Origin of the sequence: Chryseobacterium arachidis, from assembly GCF_900129245.1 — a bacterium.
Taxonomy (GTDB): Bacteria; Bacteroidota; Bacteroidia; order Flavobacteriales; family Weeksellaceae; genus Chryseobacterium; species Chryseobacterium arachidis.
Map to the genome: position 1 here is coordinate 76,803 of NZ_FQUT01000003.1, position 18,916 is coordinate 95,718.

General features: G+C 36.0%; 17 protein-coding genes. 3 read left to right on the forward strand and 14 right to left on the reverse strand.

Features of this window, described 5'->3' with window-relative positions:
* Positions 1-9: 9 nt before the first annotated feature.
* Positions 10-1,344 carry a trigger factor gene (locus BUA89_RS06665; RefSeq protein WP_072954580.1) on the reverse strand — a complete coding sequence of 445 codons (1,335 nt, stop codon included), beginning with the start codon at positions 1,342-1,344 and terminating at the stop codon, positions 10-12.
* 542 nt (positions 1,345-1,886) lie between these two features.
* Here BUA89_RS06665 and BUA89_RS06670 point away from each other — a divergent pair.
* Both BUA89_RS06670 and BUA89_RS06675 read left to right on the forward strand, forming a co-directional pair.
* The gene (locus BUA89_RS06670; RefSeq protein WP_072954583.1) at positions 1,887-3,350 is read left to right on the forward strand and encodes a hypothetical protein; all 1,464 of its coding nucleotides are present in this window, start codon (positions 1,887-1,889) and stop codon (positions 3,348-3,350) included.
* A 55-nt stretch (positions 3,351-3,405) separates the two neighbouring features.
* Positions 3,406-3,945, forward strand: a complete 540-nt coding sequence (locus BUA89_RS06675) for a hypothetical protein (protein ID WP_072954586.1) — start codon at positions 3,406-3,408, stop codon at positions 3,943-3,945.
* Positions 3,946-4,119: 174 nt separating this feature from the next.
* Here the strand turns inward: BUA89_RS06675 and BUA89_RS06680 are convergent, their stop codons facing one another.
* The 10 genes from BUA89_RS06680 to BUA89_RS06735 form a co-directional block, all read right to left on the reverse strand.
* Positions 4,120-4,680, reverse strand: coding sequence for a hypothetical protein (locus tag BUA89_RS06680; RefSeq protein WP_072954590.1), 561 nt, complete (start codon positions 4,678-4,680; stop codon positions 4,120-4,122).
* A 28-nt stretch (positions 4,681-4,708) separates the two neighbouring features.
* Positions 4,709-7,093: a TonB-dependent receptor gene (locus BUA89_RS06685; protein ID WP_072955759.1), complete on the reverse strand. Its 2,385-nt coding sequence runs from the start codon at positions 7,091-7,093 to the stop codon at positions 4,709-4,711.
* 316 nt (positions 7,094-7,409) lie between these two features.
* A complete protein-coding gene (locus tag BUA89_RS06690; protein WP_072954594.1) occupies positions 7,410-7,766 on the reverse strand; it encodes a hypothetical protein in 357 nt (118 codons plus the stop codon).
* A 427-nt stretch (positions 7,767-8,193) separates the two neighbouring features.
* Positions 8,194-10,128 carry an ABC-F family ATP-binding cassette domain-containing protein gene (locus BUA89_RS06700; RefSeq protein ID WP_072954603.1) on the reverse strand — a complete coding sequence of 645 codons (1,935 nt, stop codon included), beginning with the start codon at positions 10,126-10,128 and terminating at the stop codon, positions 8,194-8,196.
* Between the two features lie 311 nt (positions 10,129-10,439).
* The gene (locus BUA89_RS06710; RefSeq protein WP_072954609.1) at positions 10,440-11,786 is read right to left on the reverse strand and encodes a T6SS phospholipase effector Tle1-like catalytic domain-containing protein; all 1,347 of its coding nucleotides are present in this window, start codon (positions 11,784-11,786) and stop codon (positions 10,440-10,442) included.
* Positions 11,787-11,922: 136 nt separating this feature from the next.
* Complete coding sequence (locus BUA89_RS06715) at positions 11,923-12,600, reverse strand: response regulator transcription factor (protein ID WP_072954613.1); 678 nt, start codon at positions 12,598-12,600, stop codon at positions 11,923-11,925.
* Complete coding sequence (locus tag BUA89_RS06720) at positions 12,569-13,408, reverse strand: sensor histidine kinase (protein ID WP_228420535.1); 840 nt, start codon at positions 13,406-13,408, stop codon at positions 12,569-12,571. The genes BUA89_RS06715 and BUA89_RS06720 overlap by 32 nt, the downstream gene beginning before the upstream one ends.
* A complete protein-coding gene (locus BUA89_RS06725) occupies positions 13,354-13,962 on the reverse strand; it encodes a hypothetical protein (RefSeq protein ID WP_072954616.1) in 609 nt (202 codons plus the stop codon). Before BUA89_RS06725 ends, BUA89_RS06720 begins: the two co-directional genes overlap by 55 nt.
* A gap of 12 nt (positions 13,963-13,974) precedes the next feature.
* Positions 13,975-14,706, reverse strand: coding sequence for a hypothetical protein (locus BUA89_RS06730; protein ID WP_072954619.1), 732 nt, complete (start codon positions 14,704-14,706; stop codon positions 13,975-13,977).
* Positions 14,707-14,786: 80 nt separating this feature from the next.
* Complete coding sequence (locus BUA89_RS06735; protein WP_072954623.1) at positions 14,787-15,407, reverse strand: DUF5715 family protein; 621 nt, start codon at positions 15,405-15,407, stop codon at positions 14,787-14,789.
* A 211-nt stretch (positions 15,408-15,618) separates the two neighbouring features.
* On the opposite strand from BUA89_RS06735, the gene aqpZ reads away from it, so the two are divergent.
* The gene (gene aqpZ, locus BUA89_RS06740; RefSeq protein ID WP_072955765.1) at positions 15,619-16,347 is read left to right on the forward strand and encodes an aquaporin Z; all 729 of its coding nucleotides are present in this window, start codon (positions 15,619-15,621) and stop codon (positions 16,345-16,347) included.
* 45 nt (positions 16,348-16,392) lie between these two features.
* Here the strand turns inward: aqpZ and BUA89_RS06745 are convergent, their stop codons facing one another.
* From BUA89_RS06745 to BUA89_RS06755, 3 genes are all read right to left on the reverse strand, one after another.
* Complete coding sequence (locus BUA89_RS06745) at positions 16,393-16,941, reverse strand: hypothetical protein (RefSeq protein ID WP_072954626.1); 549 nt, start codon at positions 16,939-16,941, stop codon at positions 16,393-16,395.
* 18 nt (positions 16,942-16,959) lie between these two features.
* The gene (locus BUA89_RS06750) at positions 16,960-17,940 is read right to left on the reverse strand and encodes a long-chain-fatty-acid--protein ligase (RefSeq protein WP_072954630.1); all 981 of its coding nucleotides are present in this window, start codon (positions 17,938-17,940) and stop codon (positions 16,960-16,962) included.
* Between the two features lie 163 nt (positions 17,941-18,103).
* Positions 18,104-18,901: a UDP-2,3-diacylglucosamine diphosphatase gene (locus BUA89_RS06755; RefSeq protein ID WP_072954633.1), complete on the reverse strand. Its 798-nt coding sequence runs from the start codon at positions 18,899-18,901 to the stop codon at positions 18,104-18,106.
* Positions 18,902-18,916 lie beyond the last annotated feature (15 nt).

Here is an 18,916-nt window from a genome sequence, read left to right on the forward strand (position 1 = left end):
TACAAAGAATTACTTCTTAAGTTCTTCCAAAAACTCGTCGTGAGAGATTGCAGTTTCTTTTTTAGTAGCTTTTTCAAGGATTACGTCTTTCAACTTCGTCATTGCAACTTCAGAAGAAATTTGTCTTACCTGCTCCTGGTCTTTCAACATTTCAACAGCATACTTTTGGATTTCCTCGTCACCTAAGTGGTGGATTCCGTAGATCGCCAACTGATTTCTTACCAATTGTTCAGCCTGAGCCAAAACATCAGCATAGTCTAGCTGGATATTGTTCTCAGTCATCAATTTTCCTTCGATGATCTGATATTTCAATTGGTTTTTCTCAGCTTCAAGGATTTCTTTAGCCTGCTCTTCAGACTGGATGTTCTGGTTAGAGAACTGTAACCATTTTACCAAGAAAGTTTCAGGAAGTTTCACTTCTTCTTTCTCAGAAACCTGCTCCAATACTTTATTTACAAAGTGAACGTCAGCATTTTGCTGGAAGTATTCGTCTAATTCAGACTTTACTTTTTCTTTCAATTCTTCTTCAGACTTGATGTTACCTTCACCATACACTTTATCGAAAAGCTCCTGGTTTAGCTCAGCTAAGTTAAGACCATAGAAATCTTTTACTTTTACCTCAACTTCATTGTGGTGTAAGTGCTCAACCTCTTCTTTAGAGAATCCTAATTCTTTAGCCAATTCTTCGTCACCAGCAAGAGTTTCTTTAGACACTTTTACAGATCCGTCCATTTTCAAAGATTTTACCAATTTGAAAGCTTCTTTGTTTTCAGCTGTAATGGTAACATTCTTTGGGTGGTGGTGGTGCTCTCCTTCAGCATTTTCCTCAACAACCTGAGAAACTTCTAGAGCGATGTAAGAATCTTTATTGATTTTGTCTTGAGGAGCCTGCTCCGCGAAACGCTTCTGCATGTTCTCAATACTTTTGTTGATTTCTTTTTCAGAAGCCTCTACTTTGTAATGAGGAGCTTCATATTTAGCCAAGTCTATAGAGAATTCCGGCTCGTACCCTACTTCGAAAGCAACTTCCAATTGATCAGCATTGTAATCGAATTCGTTTACTGGCTGAGGAACCGGCTGACCTACTAATCTTAATTTGTTGTCATTAACATAGCCGTTCAAAGCATCAGAAACCTGCTTGTTGATCTCTTCAAAAGCAATTCCTGCTTCATATTGTTTTCTAACCATACTCAAAGGCACTTTTCCTTTTCTGAAACCAGGAACTTGTGCATTTTTAGCATAATTAATCAATTGTTTCTCAACTTTTTCCTTATAGTCAGATTTTTCCAATGTTACTGTAAGCAATGCACTTACATCATCATGGTTTTTTGCAGTAACCTTCATTATTGATTAAAATTTTAGGTTGCAAAAATATAAAAATTTTATGAAAAAATATCAATTAAAATCAACTTAAAAAGCCAAATAATGTTAAAAGAAGAACAATCTGATGAATACCCGCTGATACCGGGATTGAATTACTTTAGAAATTATTATGTCTGGCACCGTGCGAACAAATCAATTCCATAATGATAGCTTGCCTTATCACCCTTTTCAGTTCTATATTGTTATAAACCAAATATTAATCAAATAAAACACATACCACATTTTCCCTTAATTAATGCAAAATAAACATTAAAAGTCAATTTTTTATTTATTTTTGCAACTGAAATTGATATTTGTATTGAATTTTTACTTTTTACTAAAATTAAATTTTTAATATCTTTTTGATTTTCAGAATAATAATTCATTTTTTTTTGAAATATGTTATCATGTTCTGCATAAATATTTCAAAACATTGCAAATCAATCAGTTTTAAAATTCAGAAATAGTTTAACTAAAAACTATTCCGAATTACCCTTATAAATTAAGTTAAAAAAATAATACCTATGAAAATCTCTACTCGAATCGCAGCTTTCCCGCTTGGCAAAAAATACCTGGGACTATCTGTGATTTCATTTTTATTTTTAAACATTTCCCAAAAAGGATTTGCACAGACCAGAGTTGTTGTAAATCCCGGATTAGAATTTGGGGTAGCCAACGGAGTTGTACAGCAAACAGATACCAATTTCGGTTATGGATCTACTTTCGATGCCGGATTAGCAGTATCCTCACCTTGGTATACCTCACATCCCGCGCAGGCAAATGCCTGTACCGTTGGTGTTGTAGGAGCATGTCACCCTATTGAAGTGTGGGGAAATGGTGCTGTTAACAATGTTCAGGCGGCACAAGGAACCAATTTTGTTGAACTTAACTCGTATGTAAGCTCAATGATTTATCAGAATATGTACCTGGTTAGCGGAGATATTATCAGTTATGATTTTAAGCACAGAGCCAGAACAAGAACTGAAGAGCAGGCAGCTATGGTTATTGAAAATCAGAGTGAGCAAAATATTGCAACCATCAGAACAACAACGACACCCTCCAGCTTAACCGGTTGGTCTACCAATTCAGGCAGTTATACTTTTAACGGAACAGCCGGAGTTTACAGAGTAGGTTTCAGAGCACTTGTAGACGGTGGAAGTGGTGGTTTGGGAAATCTACTGGATGATGTAAGAATTACATTAGATCCAATTATTGATCTTAAGTTTTCCAATGCGTTATCATCTTGTGAGGGATCCAGCAACGGGAATTTATTTTTAAGAATAAACGGAGCCGTAAGAAACGCAACTACTGTAGCTGTAGAATTGATCAATCCCAACAACGGTACCGCAGTAGCTTCTGATGCTGATATCACTTTAACACCTGTAACCAATTCACACGGAACCCCTTCAATAGCTCATACGACCGGAACAAATATTTACCTGATTACCATTCCTGCAGGAAATTATGATGGTGGTGTCACTCCCGGATATGCAAGCCCAAACAATGATGAAGACGGGATTGCTATCAATATAGCTTCTGTAAATGATACTGTTTACGAACCTAATGAAACGTTTAAGTTCGAAATTAAACAGCAGGGAACGAATGGTTCAACCTCTAATTTCCGTTCAACAGAAACTCCTGTGTTAGGTGATACTTATTACCCCAGAACCAATGATTATTTTATACAAAGATGTGTATGCTACGATGATGCCAATACATCAACAGCCGGTACAAACACGACGGTAGGAATTTCTCTTTTGCAAAAGGTAACTCCGAATAACGGCAGCTGGCCGGCAAGCAGAAAATCGGGACATCTTGCTTTAGAATCCAATAATAAAGGGTTTGTTGTTTCCAGATTAACTACAGCGCAAATCACTTCATTGGTATCTCCTCAGGAAGGAATGATGGTATACGATACCGTTGTTAAATGTCTGAAAATCTATGACGGAACTGCATGGAGCTGTTTCAGCACTCCTGCCTGCCCGTAATTCATCGACCAAACTTACAATTTAATTATCATTAAAAACTACATCAAAATAAACAATGAAAAAAATAATAGCAGGGTTCTTTTTAGGAATAACAACATTATCAAGCGCCCAGATTACCATAGGAGATACTACCGGCACAGCAACGGTAAAAACTTCCGTTTTATTAGATTTTCCGCCTAACCAAAATAAAGGAATTATCTTACCTTATGTAAGAACATTACCCACCACTCCTACTGAAGGAACTTTAATTCTTGATGCTACTGATGCTACAAAAGCACGTGTAAAATATTATAACGGAGCATGGATAGATCTAAGTGGTCAGGATGCCGATGTGACAACAGCTTTATCCACTCAGCCAACCGTGGCACAGGTTGCTGAAGCAGCCGGAGAGAAAACAATTATCGGTGCAGCGTCCAGCACTGCCAACGGTGTATTGGTATTAGAATCCACAACGAAATCCATGGTATTGCCTATCGTAGAAGATGTACGAAATATCCCAAGCCCGGCTGCCGGAATGATGGTCTACGTGAACAAAGCCGGAGCAAAACGTTTAGCTGTATTCAATGGCAGCAAATGGTCTTATTGGAGACCCTAAATCATCAGATGGTTCTAAAAACATAAAAATCTTGTTCCCAAAGCCTCCTTTTTCAGGAGGTTTTTTCTTTTTATTTTTTATTTAAATCCGTTCAATATGCCAATTGGCAACAAAAAACCACCGAAAAAATTCAGTGGTTTTGCTAACAAGATTAAAGGATATAAAAAATTAATTTTAATGTGCGTCAACTGTAATATCTACATCACTTTCCCCTCCCTGAGTTTGTCCTAACTGATTCGTTGCAGAAGGATAATTCTGGTTCACAGATGTTGGCCCGTGGATAAGTTTAATATTCATTTTTCCTGTTGACTGAGTAGAATTGATTGTCCATTCAGTTCTTAAACCTAATTTGTTGCCATCTGTTCTTACAATATCGTTTGCTGCTCTCAATACAACGATATCTGCGTTTGCCGGAGCGTATGTTATGAAATGATGATCTTTCTCTTCCTCAATTTCTTCTGATGAATCATAATGATCATTGTGCTTAATCTGGAAATCCAATTCTGCCAAATAAGTATCACCTGCATGCAAATGCAAATGACCGTCTGCAACACCCGATATTACATTCACAGTTTGTACATCTGTTGCATCTGATTTGTTGGTAAGCTTCAGAACGACTTTCCCGATTTCGTCATGTTCATGAACATCTTCAGGAATGGCATCGTCATCATTTCTACAAGAGAAAACTAAAAGAGCTGCAAAAAGGACTAATGTTATATTGATGAATTTTTTCATTTTAATGTAAATTTTAAGTAATTAATAATTAGAAATTGTATTTAAGAGTAACGACGAAATTCCTTCCGGGTTCGTACATATAATATCTGAGTCTGTTCAGATATTCGCGATACTCTACGTTAAAAATGTTGTTGATTCTGAAATTCAGATTCAGATTTTTATATAAGTCTGCTCCTACCGAAGCATTGAATAAGGTGAACGCAGCAGGCGTAGAGCTGAAATCCACAACTTCGTTTCTTTCTACTCCGTCTTTAATAAATGTTACCGGTAAATTTCTTATCGGAAAACGGTTTTGTTTAAATGTATTCTCGTTTTCCAAGGTAACATAGAAATTTTTAGGCTTGTTTAGATTCAGCTCGATTGAATTTCTCAGTTTTGCCGGCATCATTAAAATCAACGGCTCATGATTCGAAAGATCGTCACCTCTCAAAATGCTGAAGCCCGATTTCCATTTCAGATTATCCAAAATTGATAATTCGGCATCGGCATCCAAACCGTAAATCCTTGCCTTAATCTGCTGATAAGTCCAAACCGGGAAAACCCCTCTGTTGGTATTCAAAACACTCGTCGGGATCTGATTTACAAAATTGTCTGAAATCATCAGGTATGGACTTGCTTCAATATGAAGTCCTCTCAGGATATTAAAATGCCCCGCTAATGAAAGATTAACATTATAAACCGTTTCTTTTTTAATGCCCAGATTACCTTCTTCCATTACCGCTGCAGAATGGTGCAGTCCGTCTGAAAACAGTTCCGCCGCATTCGGACTTCTGTCTGCTCTTGATACATTCAATTTAAACTCAAGATTCTGCGTTGGTTTATAATCTAAGCCCATATTTGCAGAAAAATTATGATAATCTAAAATCGGTCTTGTTAAAATTCTGCTTCCTGATTCGCTTACAAAAAATTCCGGAAACTGATCTGCATAATTATCATTCCACTTATCAGAATCATAATATTTATACGCATCATATCTGCTGAAATCATATCTCACGGCAGCTTCTGCATTGAATTTTGAATTAAAACGATATTTAAAGACAGAAAAAGTACCGCCATCATATCGATAATAATCAGGAATCAAACGTCTTGCTTTGGTAGCAGGGTTGGGAAAATTATCCTGAAAAGCTGCTGAAATACCGCTTTCGAGACTCCAGTTTGTACGCTCAATAAGATGAACCAGACTTGCAGAATGAGTAATTAAACGCAAATCCATTGAAGGCAGTTCGCTCAATTCCCCTCTTCTGATATCAAATTCTTTTCTACGGTTTAGCTGAAAACTGTATTGAAAAGTCAGTTTCCCAAAATCAGCAAACCTCCTGTAAGCCGAAAGTTTTGCAATATGATGCTCTACTTCCTGCTTCGGATTGTCTATATCGTAGGTAAACTGATCAAGATAAAAAGGCTGACCGAAATTCACAGCATTATAAAAATCTTCCGGACTCGACAAATGCGCTCCTTTATAAATCCCAAATTCCTGGTTGATTCCGCTGTATGAAATATCAAATCCCTGAAGAAAACTATGCTTGCCGAATGCAAAATTGAAAGAATTGAATTCCATTCCCGTATTTTGCAGGGTGTGATGCGGAACATACTGATCTCCTGTTTTCCTGTAGCTTCCGCCCGTTTTTACAAACCATTGGTTTTCCCAGGTTTTGGCAACGTTTGCAGCAATTTCACCACCTCTTCCACTGGAAATCCCTGAAAGTTTCAGGCTTCCCATAATCGTATCTCTCTTTGGTAAAATCGCAGGCTCCAAAACGACTACACCGCCTACACCTTCATTTCCGTACTTCAGGGCGGCTGCACCTTTGATAACATCAATGTGTTCAAAATCATTCACATCAATATTGGGGGCGTGCTCTACTCCCCATTCCTGTTCTGCCATTTTTACCCCGTTGTTTACAATAGAAATCCGGCTTCCATACAACCCACGAATAACAGGTTTTGTAATATTATTTCCTGTTTTCAGAGCAGTAACTCCTGAAATTTTAGATAATAAATTCCCCAGGTTTTCCGTGGAATTTCTCTCGATTTCAGCTTTATCAAGCGTTCTCATGATCACAGAGCCTTTTGTTTTGTGGCTTCCGTGGATGGTAACCGTTTCGATATCACCGATATGATGTTCTAAAGTAATGGCTAAATGCAAATCTCTGTCGACTCCCACATTTTCAGTATAATCATCGCACAGAGGATGTTTGGCAATGAGCTGATATTTTCCTGCAGGAATTTTATTGAATGAGAACTTACCTTTTTTATCTGTTTTTGCAGTGAAGTCACCGAGTTTCACGACTGCATTTTCCAGCATGGTTTTGTCATGAAAATCCTGAACAGTTCCTTCTACAGAGTAAGTCTGCTGTGCGTTTGTAAATGCAAATCCGCATAGGATAAGCATTAAACTATATATCAATTTCATTGTTAAATAGATTGATTGCGTACATTTTAAGTCGTTCATCATGAAGAATGATTACTTAAAAATACATTTCGTTAAAATTTTGAATTGGATTTTGTTAACTTATAACCTCTACGCTCAAGTTTGACCCATTAAGATTTTATTTTAAGCATTTTAGAGTCTTTAAGTTTAGTTATGCTTTGAAGAGATATTAAAAAATCTACATGATTTTCTTAACAAAACTAAACTCCTAAGTCCTCCTTAACGGTTAAAAAACAGGGTTAGTTTAATTAAAATACCTCAAGTACTTAAAGCTAAAAATCCGGAAAGAATCTATAAATTATGAAATTGCGGGAGGTCCCCGAAGCTGAAAGGTGAATTTGGTCTGAGACCATATTTTTTCCTGAATAGCAATAACCTGCTTTACTTCATGTGTATAGTTTTCAAAGGAAAAGCTAAACTCTTCAGGAACTAAAGTATGTCCGGTAGCTAAGAAATGACATGCCAGACAGTCTCCGGCTTTTTCTTTCACTACATTTTTTGCAATGGTATTTTCTGATTTTTTGAAACTGAAATTTTTAAAAACTTCTTCAGAACTGTGACTGTGAAAATTTTGGGAAAACATCGCAAGGAAATATATCCCAAACAATAGTTTGGAGATAAAACTTTTCAGATTTCTGCTTTCCTTAAAAATCATCCGTCAAAATTATAAAAATAATTTAAGTTTTTAGATTAAAGTTTTATTAAAAATTATGATAAAACTATAGAATATGTTGTAATAACTCTGATTTTCTTACAGGAAACCCGTTGTGCATTTTGCAAAATTTTGGTATTAAGTCCGTCAGTTCAAGTGTTTTCCGTAACAAAGTTAAGAAAAAATATATCGAAACAAATTGATCTTCAAAATTACAAACTTCTCGATACGATTTTTTTCAAAAATCTACTCGAAGCGACGAAAAACAAATCAAAATGCACAACGGGTTACAAGAATTATTTTGTTTTGATATTTTTAAATGCTTCGACAGGCTCAGCATGACCATCGACTAACTGTTATGATATAACATTAAATTATCCACAATGTCATGCTAAGCATATCTCGCTATTATCTTTTTAATTCAAAAAAATTAGTCCAGCTGAGCACCCAAATGTTCCCACTCCTGTAAAGCAAGATCCAGATCCTCTTTAATTTGATTATATTTTTCCAACGTTTCTTCAGAAGGATTTTCTTTGGTAAAAGAAGCCTCAAATTCCTCCACTTTTGTTTCAAGCTCGGAAATTCTTTCTTCTACTTTTTTTATTTTATTCTGAATATTTTTCTGCTCTTTGCTTACAATGGTTGCCGGCTGCTGGTTGTCGGCTACCGGTTTTTCTTCCTTCTTAGCTTTTACCTCAACTTTAGCTTCTTCACCGTGAAGTTTTGCTTTTTCAGCAGAAATTTCTCTAATCGATTCTTTTTGTCTGAATTCAAGATATTCGTTGATGTCTCCCAGGAATTCTTTCATTTTACCGTCACGGAATTCGTAAATCTTATCACAAAGACCTTGCAAGAATTCTCTATCGTGCGAAATTACGATCAACGTTCCTTCAAATTTCTGTAAAGCAAGCTTGATAATTTCCTTAGACTGAATATCCAGGTGATTCGTAGGTTCGTCCATAATCAACGTATTGAACGGACGTAGCAACAATTTACAAAGTGCCAAACGGTTTCTCTCCCCTCCGGAAAGTACTTTCGTTTTTTTATTTACCGCTTCACCCTGGAACAAGAAAGATCCTAACAAATCACGAACTCTCGGTCTTGTTTCTTCTGTTGCCGCGTCTTCCGCTTCTTCCTGAACCGTTTTATTCGGTGTTAAAACTTCTTCCTGATTCTGAGCGAAGTAACCGATATTTACATTATGTCCTAAATTCCAAGAACCTGAATAATCTTTGATGTCTCCGGCAAGAATTTTTGCCAAGGTTGTTTTCCCCTGCCCGTTTTGACCAAGAAGAGCAATTCTGTCTCCTCTCTGAACAATGAAATCTACATCATCAAAGATTTGTTTTTCGCCATAAGATTTTCCGAGATTTTCAGCTTCGAAAATAACTTTCCCGGGAACCTGCGACTGAACGAAACGAATGTTGAATTTTGAAACGTCTTCATTATCAACCTCAATACGTTCGATTTTATCTAATTTTTTAATAAGCGACTGCGCAAAAGAAGCCTTTGTAGCACTGGCACGGAACTTATTGATATTATCTTCCATTTGCTTGATTTCCGCATCCTGATTCTTCTTCGCCTGAATCAGTTTTTCACGGCGGTCTTCACGCATGATCAGATATTTGGAATAATTGGCTTTGTAATCATCCACCTTTCTGTTATTCACATCAAAAGTACGGTTACAAACTGCCGTCATGAACTGCTTATCGTGGCTTACCAGAACGATTGCGCCAGGATAATCTTTCAGGAAATTTTCCAGCCACATGATCGATTCCATATCCAAGTGGTTGGTAGGCTCATCGAGAAGCATAATATCGTTCTTTTGAAGAAGTAATTTCGCCAACTCGATTCTCATTCTCCAACCTCCGGAAAATTCATCGGTGATTTTTTGGAAATCATCTGCCTTGAAACCAAGACCAAACAAAACTTTTTCCATGTCACCTTCCAAATTGTAGGCATCATGATTCATTAAAAGATCGTTGAGTTCGGTCATTTTATTAATTAAATCTGTATAAGAATCACTTTCGTAGTCTGTTCTTACCGTCATCTGATGGTTTACCTCTTCCAATTCGTTTTTCCAGGCGTTGATCTGCTCGAAAGCCTGCATCGTTTCTGCCCAAACCGTTCTTCCTTTTACGAAATCAAGGTCTTGTTTTAAGAAACCAATGGTAATGTTTCCTTCAGGAACTACGTTTCCTTCGTAGAAAGTGATTTCTCCGGAAAGCATTTTCAACAGAGTGGATTTCCCTGCTCCATTTTTACCGACCAAACCAATTTTATCATCCTTTTTTATCGTGAAATTCACGTTTTGAAAAAGATAATTCCCCGAGTGATGTAATCCTAAACCTTGAACCGAAAGCATGCTAAATAATGATTAATAATGAATAATGAATTTTCGCGTGCAAAAATACGGAAAAAGAAATGAATAGCAGAATGTAAAAGAAATGTAACGTATAATTCAAATTTTATCATGCTTTTATTGCCAAATTGTTTTAACCAAAAAGATACAGCAGAAAGCGGGAAATTGCTCCAAAAAACAATAAAAATACATTTAGAGGGAGTCAAAAAGCTCCAAATAAAAAATGGAAACAGCTTAAAAGATAAAAATAAAGCACAAAAAAAGAGCTGTCTAACCACGACAGCCCCACACCTAAATTTAAAACTGAAAAAGTACTAACATTTATTATATAAATTCTCTTTAATTAAAATGGTACGGTTCCAATTATCGTTATTCGGAATGTTTGTTCCGTATGCGTAATCCACAATAGAATCTTCTATGTGATGTATTTCTGACTGTACTTTTGACTGGTTTTTGCTGAACTGATCATCCGAATGGCTCGGCACATTCAAACCATTGTTGATGAATTCAGGATTGATTTCCGATACTGAACTGTTGGGCAATGAAGAATGATATAACCCGAAGTTGGCCGAAATATGGGTATAATCTGCCAATTTTTCATAATCATAATCCGGTTGTAATTCTTTTGAAAGATTTTCTTTATAATGTTCCAATTGGTTTGAAAGCTGACTTAAATAAGAATGGAACTCGGTATCAAAATCAAAATTGGTTTCATCAAAATCGGTATTAAAAATCGGCTGCTGGGCATTGGATTCTGTTAACATCAATTTCCCATACACCTTTGAAAGCTCATTGTATACAAGATTTCTCGCTATGTAGGCCTGGGAAAAAACTTCACCATGATCTACCTTAACATCTCTTAAAACAGCATCCCAGACTTTACTTCCATTAGAATCCAAAGTTGCTGCCTTCAGATTTTCCACATAATAGTATAATTCCTTATTTTCCAGAAAATTGGGAGAAATGTACACCGATTGAGAGCCTTCCAAATATCCTCCTCCGATATCCGCATGAGCTCCCGGAACGAAAATCTCTTTCCATACAGAGTGTTCAGATTCATAGATTGCATCTCTTTTCTCTTTCGTCTCGCTGAAAAACCCTGTTAAAGGAAAAAAATACCTGCACTCGTTAAGAGAACAAATATGCAAAGCCTTTTCCGTTTCCGGAAAAACCGTGATATTATAATCGTTGAAAGCCGCAGATTCCACGGTATCGAAAACACCCAGAAATTTCACTTTGATAACGGCAGAATATTTGGAATCAGGCTTCTGCAGTTCGTAACAAAAGTTTCTTGCCAGCATAGAACCCCGGCTAAAACCATAAACATAAAAATGGTATTCAGCATTTTTATCAGCCATTTTTTCTTCGGCAAAAGCAAAAGCCTTCTCCAATTTATCTTCAGAGGAATACCCGTGGTATCCCGAAGGATTAAGACAGGTTGCCATTGCAAAATCGCTGTCTTCCGCATGAGTAACGGTACCAATTCCTTCTATATACAACTTTTCATTTCCATTGAACAGGGTAAACAGTTTATAGATATTGGTAGGATTTCCGTAATAGCTTTCATTATTTTTAAGGGGTTTTTCAACAGAAACTGCATTCATCCCGTTGTTTCCCGTACCATCAAAAAAAATTCCGACAGAGATGATGTTATTTTTCATTGCACTTGTGGTTTTATTTCGAGCTTCATTATTAATAATGAAGTGCTTCTTTTATGAACTTTTCAAAGTAACGATGAAAAAGTATGGGATGATAGAGTAAAAAGTACCAAAAAAAAAATTCCGTATTTCTACGGAATCATATTCTATCTAAAGGATAAATATTGTTGATGATGGCATAAATAACAATTCCCACTGTATTTTTGGCCCCAATCTTCTCTACTATTCTCTGTCGGTGGCTTTCTACAGTCCTCGGGCTAATGAATAGCTTTTCTGCAATCTCATTGTTGGTACATTCCTGGCAGATCAGCTTCACCACATCTTTTTCCCGGTCGGAAAGGTCATCTTCCATTTCGAAAAGGGTTTTCTTTTTGGTAGGACTGTTCATATAAGAAAAAATCATCTGATGATCTTCGGGAGTAAAGAAAATTCCGTTTTTATAAACCATCGTAATCGCTTCAATGAAAGCATTTCTGTTGGAATTTTTAGGTAAAAATGCCGATACGCCGAGCTTTACCATATATCCTAAAATGGTTGTCTTATAATGTGAAGAAAGGATGATGATCTTAAGGTTAGGATATTTTTCCTTTAAAATTTCTACCAATTCGAATCCGTTCATCGGCTGCATCTGAACATCTACCAAAGCAATATCGGGAAAATCTTCCTGTGAAGAATTTTCTAACGTTGCTAAAAAATCCTGCCCTGTACTAGACGTGGAAGTTACCGAAATATTCTGTTCCGACGACAGCAGCATTTTTACCCCTTCCAGGATGAGCTGCTCGTCATCAATTAATGCTATTTTGATTTGATGATTCATGATTGTATGGAATTTTAATAATGATACGACTTCCTTTACCCAAAACATTTTTCCATTTGTGTTCTGCGTTCATAGATTTTATACGAGATTCTATATTCTTGATCCCCATTCCTTTTTTTACCGCTTCGTAATCAAAGCTTTGTCCGTTATCGGAGATAATAACTCCCAGATTATTGTATTTTGGATAATCTTTAATATAAATCCAGACTCTTGATGCCTCAGAATGCTTGAGAACATTGGTGGTAAATTCCTGAATAATCCTGTACAGCTGGACTTCTATGAAAATATCTTTTTTCTCAAATTTTGAACTTACATTCAAGGAGATATTAATCCTTCCTGCTAAATTGGCAATCAGCTCTTCTATATACAATACCAGTCCCACAGATTCCAGATTCACGGGATAGAGGGAATGGGAAATACTTCTTGCAGAATCGATCAGGGAACTCATCTGTGTAGAGATATTTTTCTTGATGATTTCATCTCCTTTGGTATCGAGATTGTTCAGCCAAAGAGAAAGAATATTCAGTCTGTTTCCGATATCATCATGAATCATGACGGCAATTCTTTTCCGTTCAGATTCCTGAGCTTTGATATTTTCAAGCACTATTTTTTTCTGATGCCTTACTTCGGCTTCATACTGTGCCTTTTTTTCTTTAATAATTCTTTTAATAAAACTTCTGTACGCCAGCAAAATAAAAGACATGATGATGACCAGAACGGCAATCAGTGCAATAAAAAAGGTGATATTTAAAGTTATTTCTTTAATTTTAAAAAGGTATAAATGATTGATATATAAAGGAAACTGCAAAGAATATTGTTGATACTCCAAATCATATTAGCCTGTTCCGGGCTAAAAGTCGTTAGCTGACGAAGAAGAAAAAATAAAAAGACTGATAATGTATAATATAAAAATATAAGACTGTCAGCCATCATAAACCTGTCGTTTATTTTACTATTTTTAATTTCCAGCAACAATGCCGATCCTGCAAAACAAATGACAACAATATTTGATATAACTTTCTTGACATCATTAGTCACGAAATGATTGTCTATGAAAAGAAATGCAGCTAATAAAGCCAAAGGAATATACCAATAATAAGATATCTTCAGTTTCCTAATAAATAATATTCCTAAAAGCAAAAGCTCTCCCGAAACATAATAAGGAAAAATAGAATTTACATTCTCAGCATGAAATCCTAAAAGAGAAATCTTAACAATAGCTTCAATCAAAAAAAGAAAAATGATATAATAAACATACCATTTTTCCGTATTTTTAAAGTATTTGTATTTTAAAAGTCCTATTAAAACACAAAGAAAAAGTAAACCATTATTGAGATAAATTATTACTTTATATATATCCATTTTAATTAAAAATTAGCCAAAAGGGCAAATAGGCGGACATGGTTGCGACCAGTCATACGTATTTGATATTTTTTCTACGCTGCTGGTATTTTCAGCACTTTCATAGAAAGAAATAAAAATAAGTGTAGGAAGCACTCTTTGATAAACCTCAGAAAACTTAAGTCCGAAAGAGCAAACCATATAGGCAAATCCTTCTTTTTCCGGGCTTAGGTTTTGTGCAGGTACAAAGAATTGATTGAAAATTCTCTTTCCTCCAAACTCTGTGCATTCTCTGTAAAACCAGTTCATCCCTTCATTCCTCCAAGACTCTATTGCCTCAACTGCTTTATCCTGCTCCATCATCGGCTTATTGGCCACCGGCCAATACATATTCGAGTTATCATCGATCGTTTTAAGATCTTTCGAAAGGATAGCACTCTTTACAACAATGTATTCTTCAATCTCCGTTAGTTTCAGATCTCCTGGTAACTGACTTAGAACACTGTACGGATAATCGCTGACAGCCACTTTCTGTCCTGATGCGTTCATCGGGCAAAGAATAGCAATAAGCTGATCGTTATACACTCCTATTTCAGTACAAAACTGAGAATTTTTGTTCGCATCTTTCACCCAGTTGATTTCCTGAGCACTGAAATTGAAAACAAAATTGGTAGGGATAAGATTTTTAATTGCATTATAATCTGCCAAACATGCTGCCCAATTCTGAGTCGCGATATCACATTGTTGTCTGTCTAATGTATTCATATTTCATGGTATTTTAAGTGCCATAAAATTAGACAAACTTAATTATCTGTGCAAGTATCTCACCTATAATTGAAAATTAGTTAATAATTCCTTACCGTAATATGAAAACAGCTCTGTTGTTTTTCTTTAATATAATAAATTCTTCCGGCGTCATAGTAGTATTTAAGCACTTTTTCCAAAGCTACTTCCATTTTTGGGTTATTCCTTAAAACCCCATTGAATCGGACATAAGAGATATCGAAAGAATTCCCGTAATTATGAGAACTTATTCCCATCGCGGCATTAGAATTTACCCTTCTCAGCCTGCATTGGTCTTCCAATGTTCTGGTGATGGAGGAAACGGTAAAGGTAGTCCCTCCTGTTTCTTTGCTGAAGCGGGCACCTATTCTTTCCAACATCAGTTTCCCTTTAGAAACCATCCAGGCACGGCTGTAATCCAGCTTCTGAACACGAAAACCTTTTCCAGACTTTTTTATTTTATGAAATTTTCCGTTGTTGATATAATTTAAAACTGTTTTTGAATCTTTTAGCAGTTTCACCTTAAAACTTTTCGAAGCATCAAGATGCGGTTTGTACAGAGCAGTAGGTTCCACTTTTAAAACTTCTGTAAGATCATAACAGGGTAATGTTTTTTTAGCCATCTGGGAATCGAAGGAAGCATGGATAAAACACACAACAATCACACACAAAAACTTTTTCATAGAGACGTTTTAAATGATATAATTAAAATTAATAAAATATCACATACAATTCCGGTTCCACAATTTATCTGTAAACCTTATGAATAAGCAGAATACAGATTATCAAATTGCTAATTGAACGCAGCATAAATTCGGAATATCTTTGAAAACATACTTTTTATATCACCATTTAAACTTTACATTTGAGACATTCTTTAAAATAAACAGTATGATAAAAAAGTTATTTGCCGAATTTTTTGGCACATTTTGGCTTGTTTTCGGAGGTTGTGGAAGTGCAATCTTCGCCTCACAAATTGCTCCGTCTTCCGGCGGGCAGGTAGGAATTTTATTAATAGGAGTGGCATTGGCTTTCGGGCTTACCGTTCTTACTATGGCTTATGCGGTAGGGCATATTTCCGGTGGACACTTCAATCCGGCTGTCTCTTTCGGGCTATTGGCCGGAGGAAGATTTTCTGCAAAAGACTTAGTTCCTTACGTCGTTGCACAGTGTTTAGGAGCAATTGCAGCGGCAGGCGCCTTATATGTCATTTTAAGCGGTTCGGGAACACCGGATTTTTCGGGACCGGGAGCTTTCGCTACCAATTTTTACGGTGAGGCAGTTTACTTCGGGAAAAGTTATTCTTTGGGCGCGGCATTTTTAGCTGAGTTTTTATTAACAGCATTTTTCCTGATCATCATTATGGGAGCAACAGATAAATTTGCCAATGGAAAATTTGCAGGAATTGCGATTGGTTTGGGATTAACATTAATTCATTTAATTTCAATTCCTATTACCAACACATCGGTAAATCCGGCAAGATCGCTTTCTCAGGCAGTTTTTGTGGGAGTAAATGCACTCTCTCAGCTTTGGCTATTTTGGGTAGCACCCATTCTGGGAGGTGTAATCGGAGGATTAATCTATAAATTCCTGCTTCAAAGAGATTCTGAAATTGTAGAATAATTTTAAAACTATACAAATAAAATCCCGTCAAATGATGGGATTTTGTTATTTTAATTTCTTACTATCAAAAGGATTTTTAAAAATAAACTCCTCATGCTTTCTTTTGATTTCTAATTTTCTCTGCAATAAGTTCAGCGCCATTTTTCGGAGAAAAAGATCTTTGTCATTCAGTTTCCAGTAAGAATCTTCGTGAACTTTTTTAGGATTTCGGATCAGATAAAATTCAGTATCCCAAGAATCCACATTATGATAAAATTCTATAATACCACAGTGTTCGGGGATTAAAGAATGCTCTATCATACCCATTGGAAGCAAAAAACTGAATGCATTACAGACATAATCTCCACAGGAAATCTTATCGTGCTTTAAAAACCTTTCGCCCGTATTGCTGTTGATATAAGATTTTTTAAAGTCATTTTTAAAATCGCTTTTCGAAAGCTTGATTTCGATCTCATGACTAAATCCTTCCGAATCTACAATAAGAATATCAGCTTCCCAATCTGCCTGAAAATGATTGGTCAGCACCAGTTCTTTCTCAAAATCACACTGAGAATGAATAAATGCGTGTACTAATTCTTCAATTTTCAACTTCATATCACTTAGCTTATAGCATTAAGAAACTAAAAGGCTGCATCCACGGATATCAGAATGATCAATTCTTCCCAACACCTGAAACTGATCTCCCATTGTTTTTCCCAAATCCTGAGTCGCAATGAATGAACACGAATGAATATTAGCCAGATCAATTATATTAATCGCCCCGGTTCTGCCATCCTGTTCATAATTAAAAGGGTCTTCGGCATTTCTGACCAAAATCTTCATCCAGCCCGGACATTCGTAAATATTTTCACCCAAAGAGTAAGCCTGAGACAAAAGCTCCGTCATGGAGTACTCCGAATAAATCTTATCTGTATTAAAACCTTGCTGTAAAATTTTCAACAGTTCATCTTTGGTCATTTCTTCTTTTCTTCCCTTCATCCCACCAGTTTCAATCACCGTTAATGTGTTTGAGGGTTCGAGAGTTTGGGGATTTGAATTGCAGTAATCGAGGAAATCCAAAAGAGCAAAAGAAACACCAAATAGTATGACTTTTTTGTCTTTTAATTCATTTAAGAGTTTAAATAAATCTGAATGATTGTAAAGGAAATATCCGTTTTCAGGTTTGGCAGATTCTTTCATTAAATAATCCACCATATAAATCAGTGAAGAGTTCTGCTTTTCAAGATAACTTGGTAATAGACCTAAAAAGATATAGTCTTCCGGTTTTCCGATAAAGCGTTCAAAGCTTTTATAAATGCTTTGCTCATAAATGTCTTTGTTGGCAATAAAATGTTTGGACAAATTCATTTGTGTCGTCCCCGAACTTTGAAAAAACAAATCAGCTGTCACATTTTCATCTAAAATTTTATGATTTTTGAACATCTCAATAGGCAAAAACGGAATTTTTGTCACACTGTCCACATTGTCAGGATTAACATCCAGATAGTCGACAAAACGTCTGTATACCTCAACATTTTCATATTGATAACGGAATATTTCTAAAGCAGCAGCCAAAAAATCATGCTCTGTCTGTATGTTGAATATATTTTCCACTTTAAATATTTTAATCTTTACCTTCTCATTGTAAACAAGTTACTGAATAATCAGGGTTTTTAATATTTTTTTAATTAAAAAAACTACAATTTGGTCGGGTTATTGCTTTGTCATACGCGGAATATGGATTAAAAACAAGAATGGGTTTCGGCTCATTCGATAATTACCTCTTAGGGGGTAATTTTTTTGTGCCTGTACCAAAAGTTTTTAATTCGAAATCATTATCGAAAACACCGTACGTGAAATACGAAATCCAATCTCCAAGATTGATGTATTTTGCTTTTCCTTCCAGATCCAAAATCATGGGAAGATGCCTGTGGCCGTAAATAAAATAATCGATTTTCTGCGTTTTCAGTTTTTCTTTAGAGTAAATAATCAAAAACTCTTTGTCTTCCCCTAAAAACTCTTTATCCTCATCTCCCGAAATCATTTTATTTTTTTGAGACATATACAAAGCAATCTTCATGGCAATATCCGGATGCAGCCATTTGAAAAACCATTGTGCCACTGGGTTTGTAAAGACTTTTTTCATTCTTTTGTAACCTTTGTCGCCAGGCCCCAAACCATCTCCGTGAGCTAACAGAAACTGCTTTCCTCCCATTTCGAAATACTGTTTTTTATAAAAAACCGTGCATCCGATCTCTTCTTCCAGATAATCTTTCATCCAAAGATCATGATTTCCTACGAAAAAATAAATATGAATCCCGCGATCTTTCAGTTCTGCAATTTTGCCTAAGACACGTACATATCCTTTCGGAATTACATGCTTCCACTCATGCCAGAAATCAAACAGGTCTCCCATTAAAAACAATACCTGAGCATCATGCTTGATCTCGTCCATCCAACGGATAAACCGCTCTTCGCGTATTTTACTTTCTTTAGGATTGGGCGCACCAAAATGTTGGTCTGAAGCGAAGTAAACTTTTTTTCCAGGCTCTAAATTAATGGTCGTTTTTAACACCGTACTGAGTTTTTA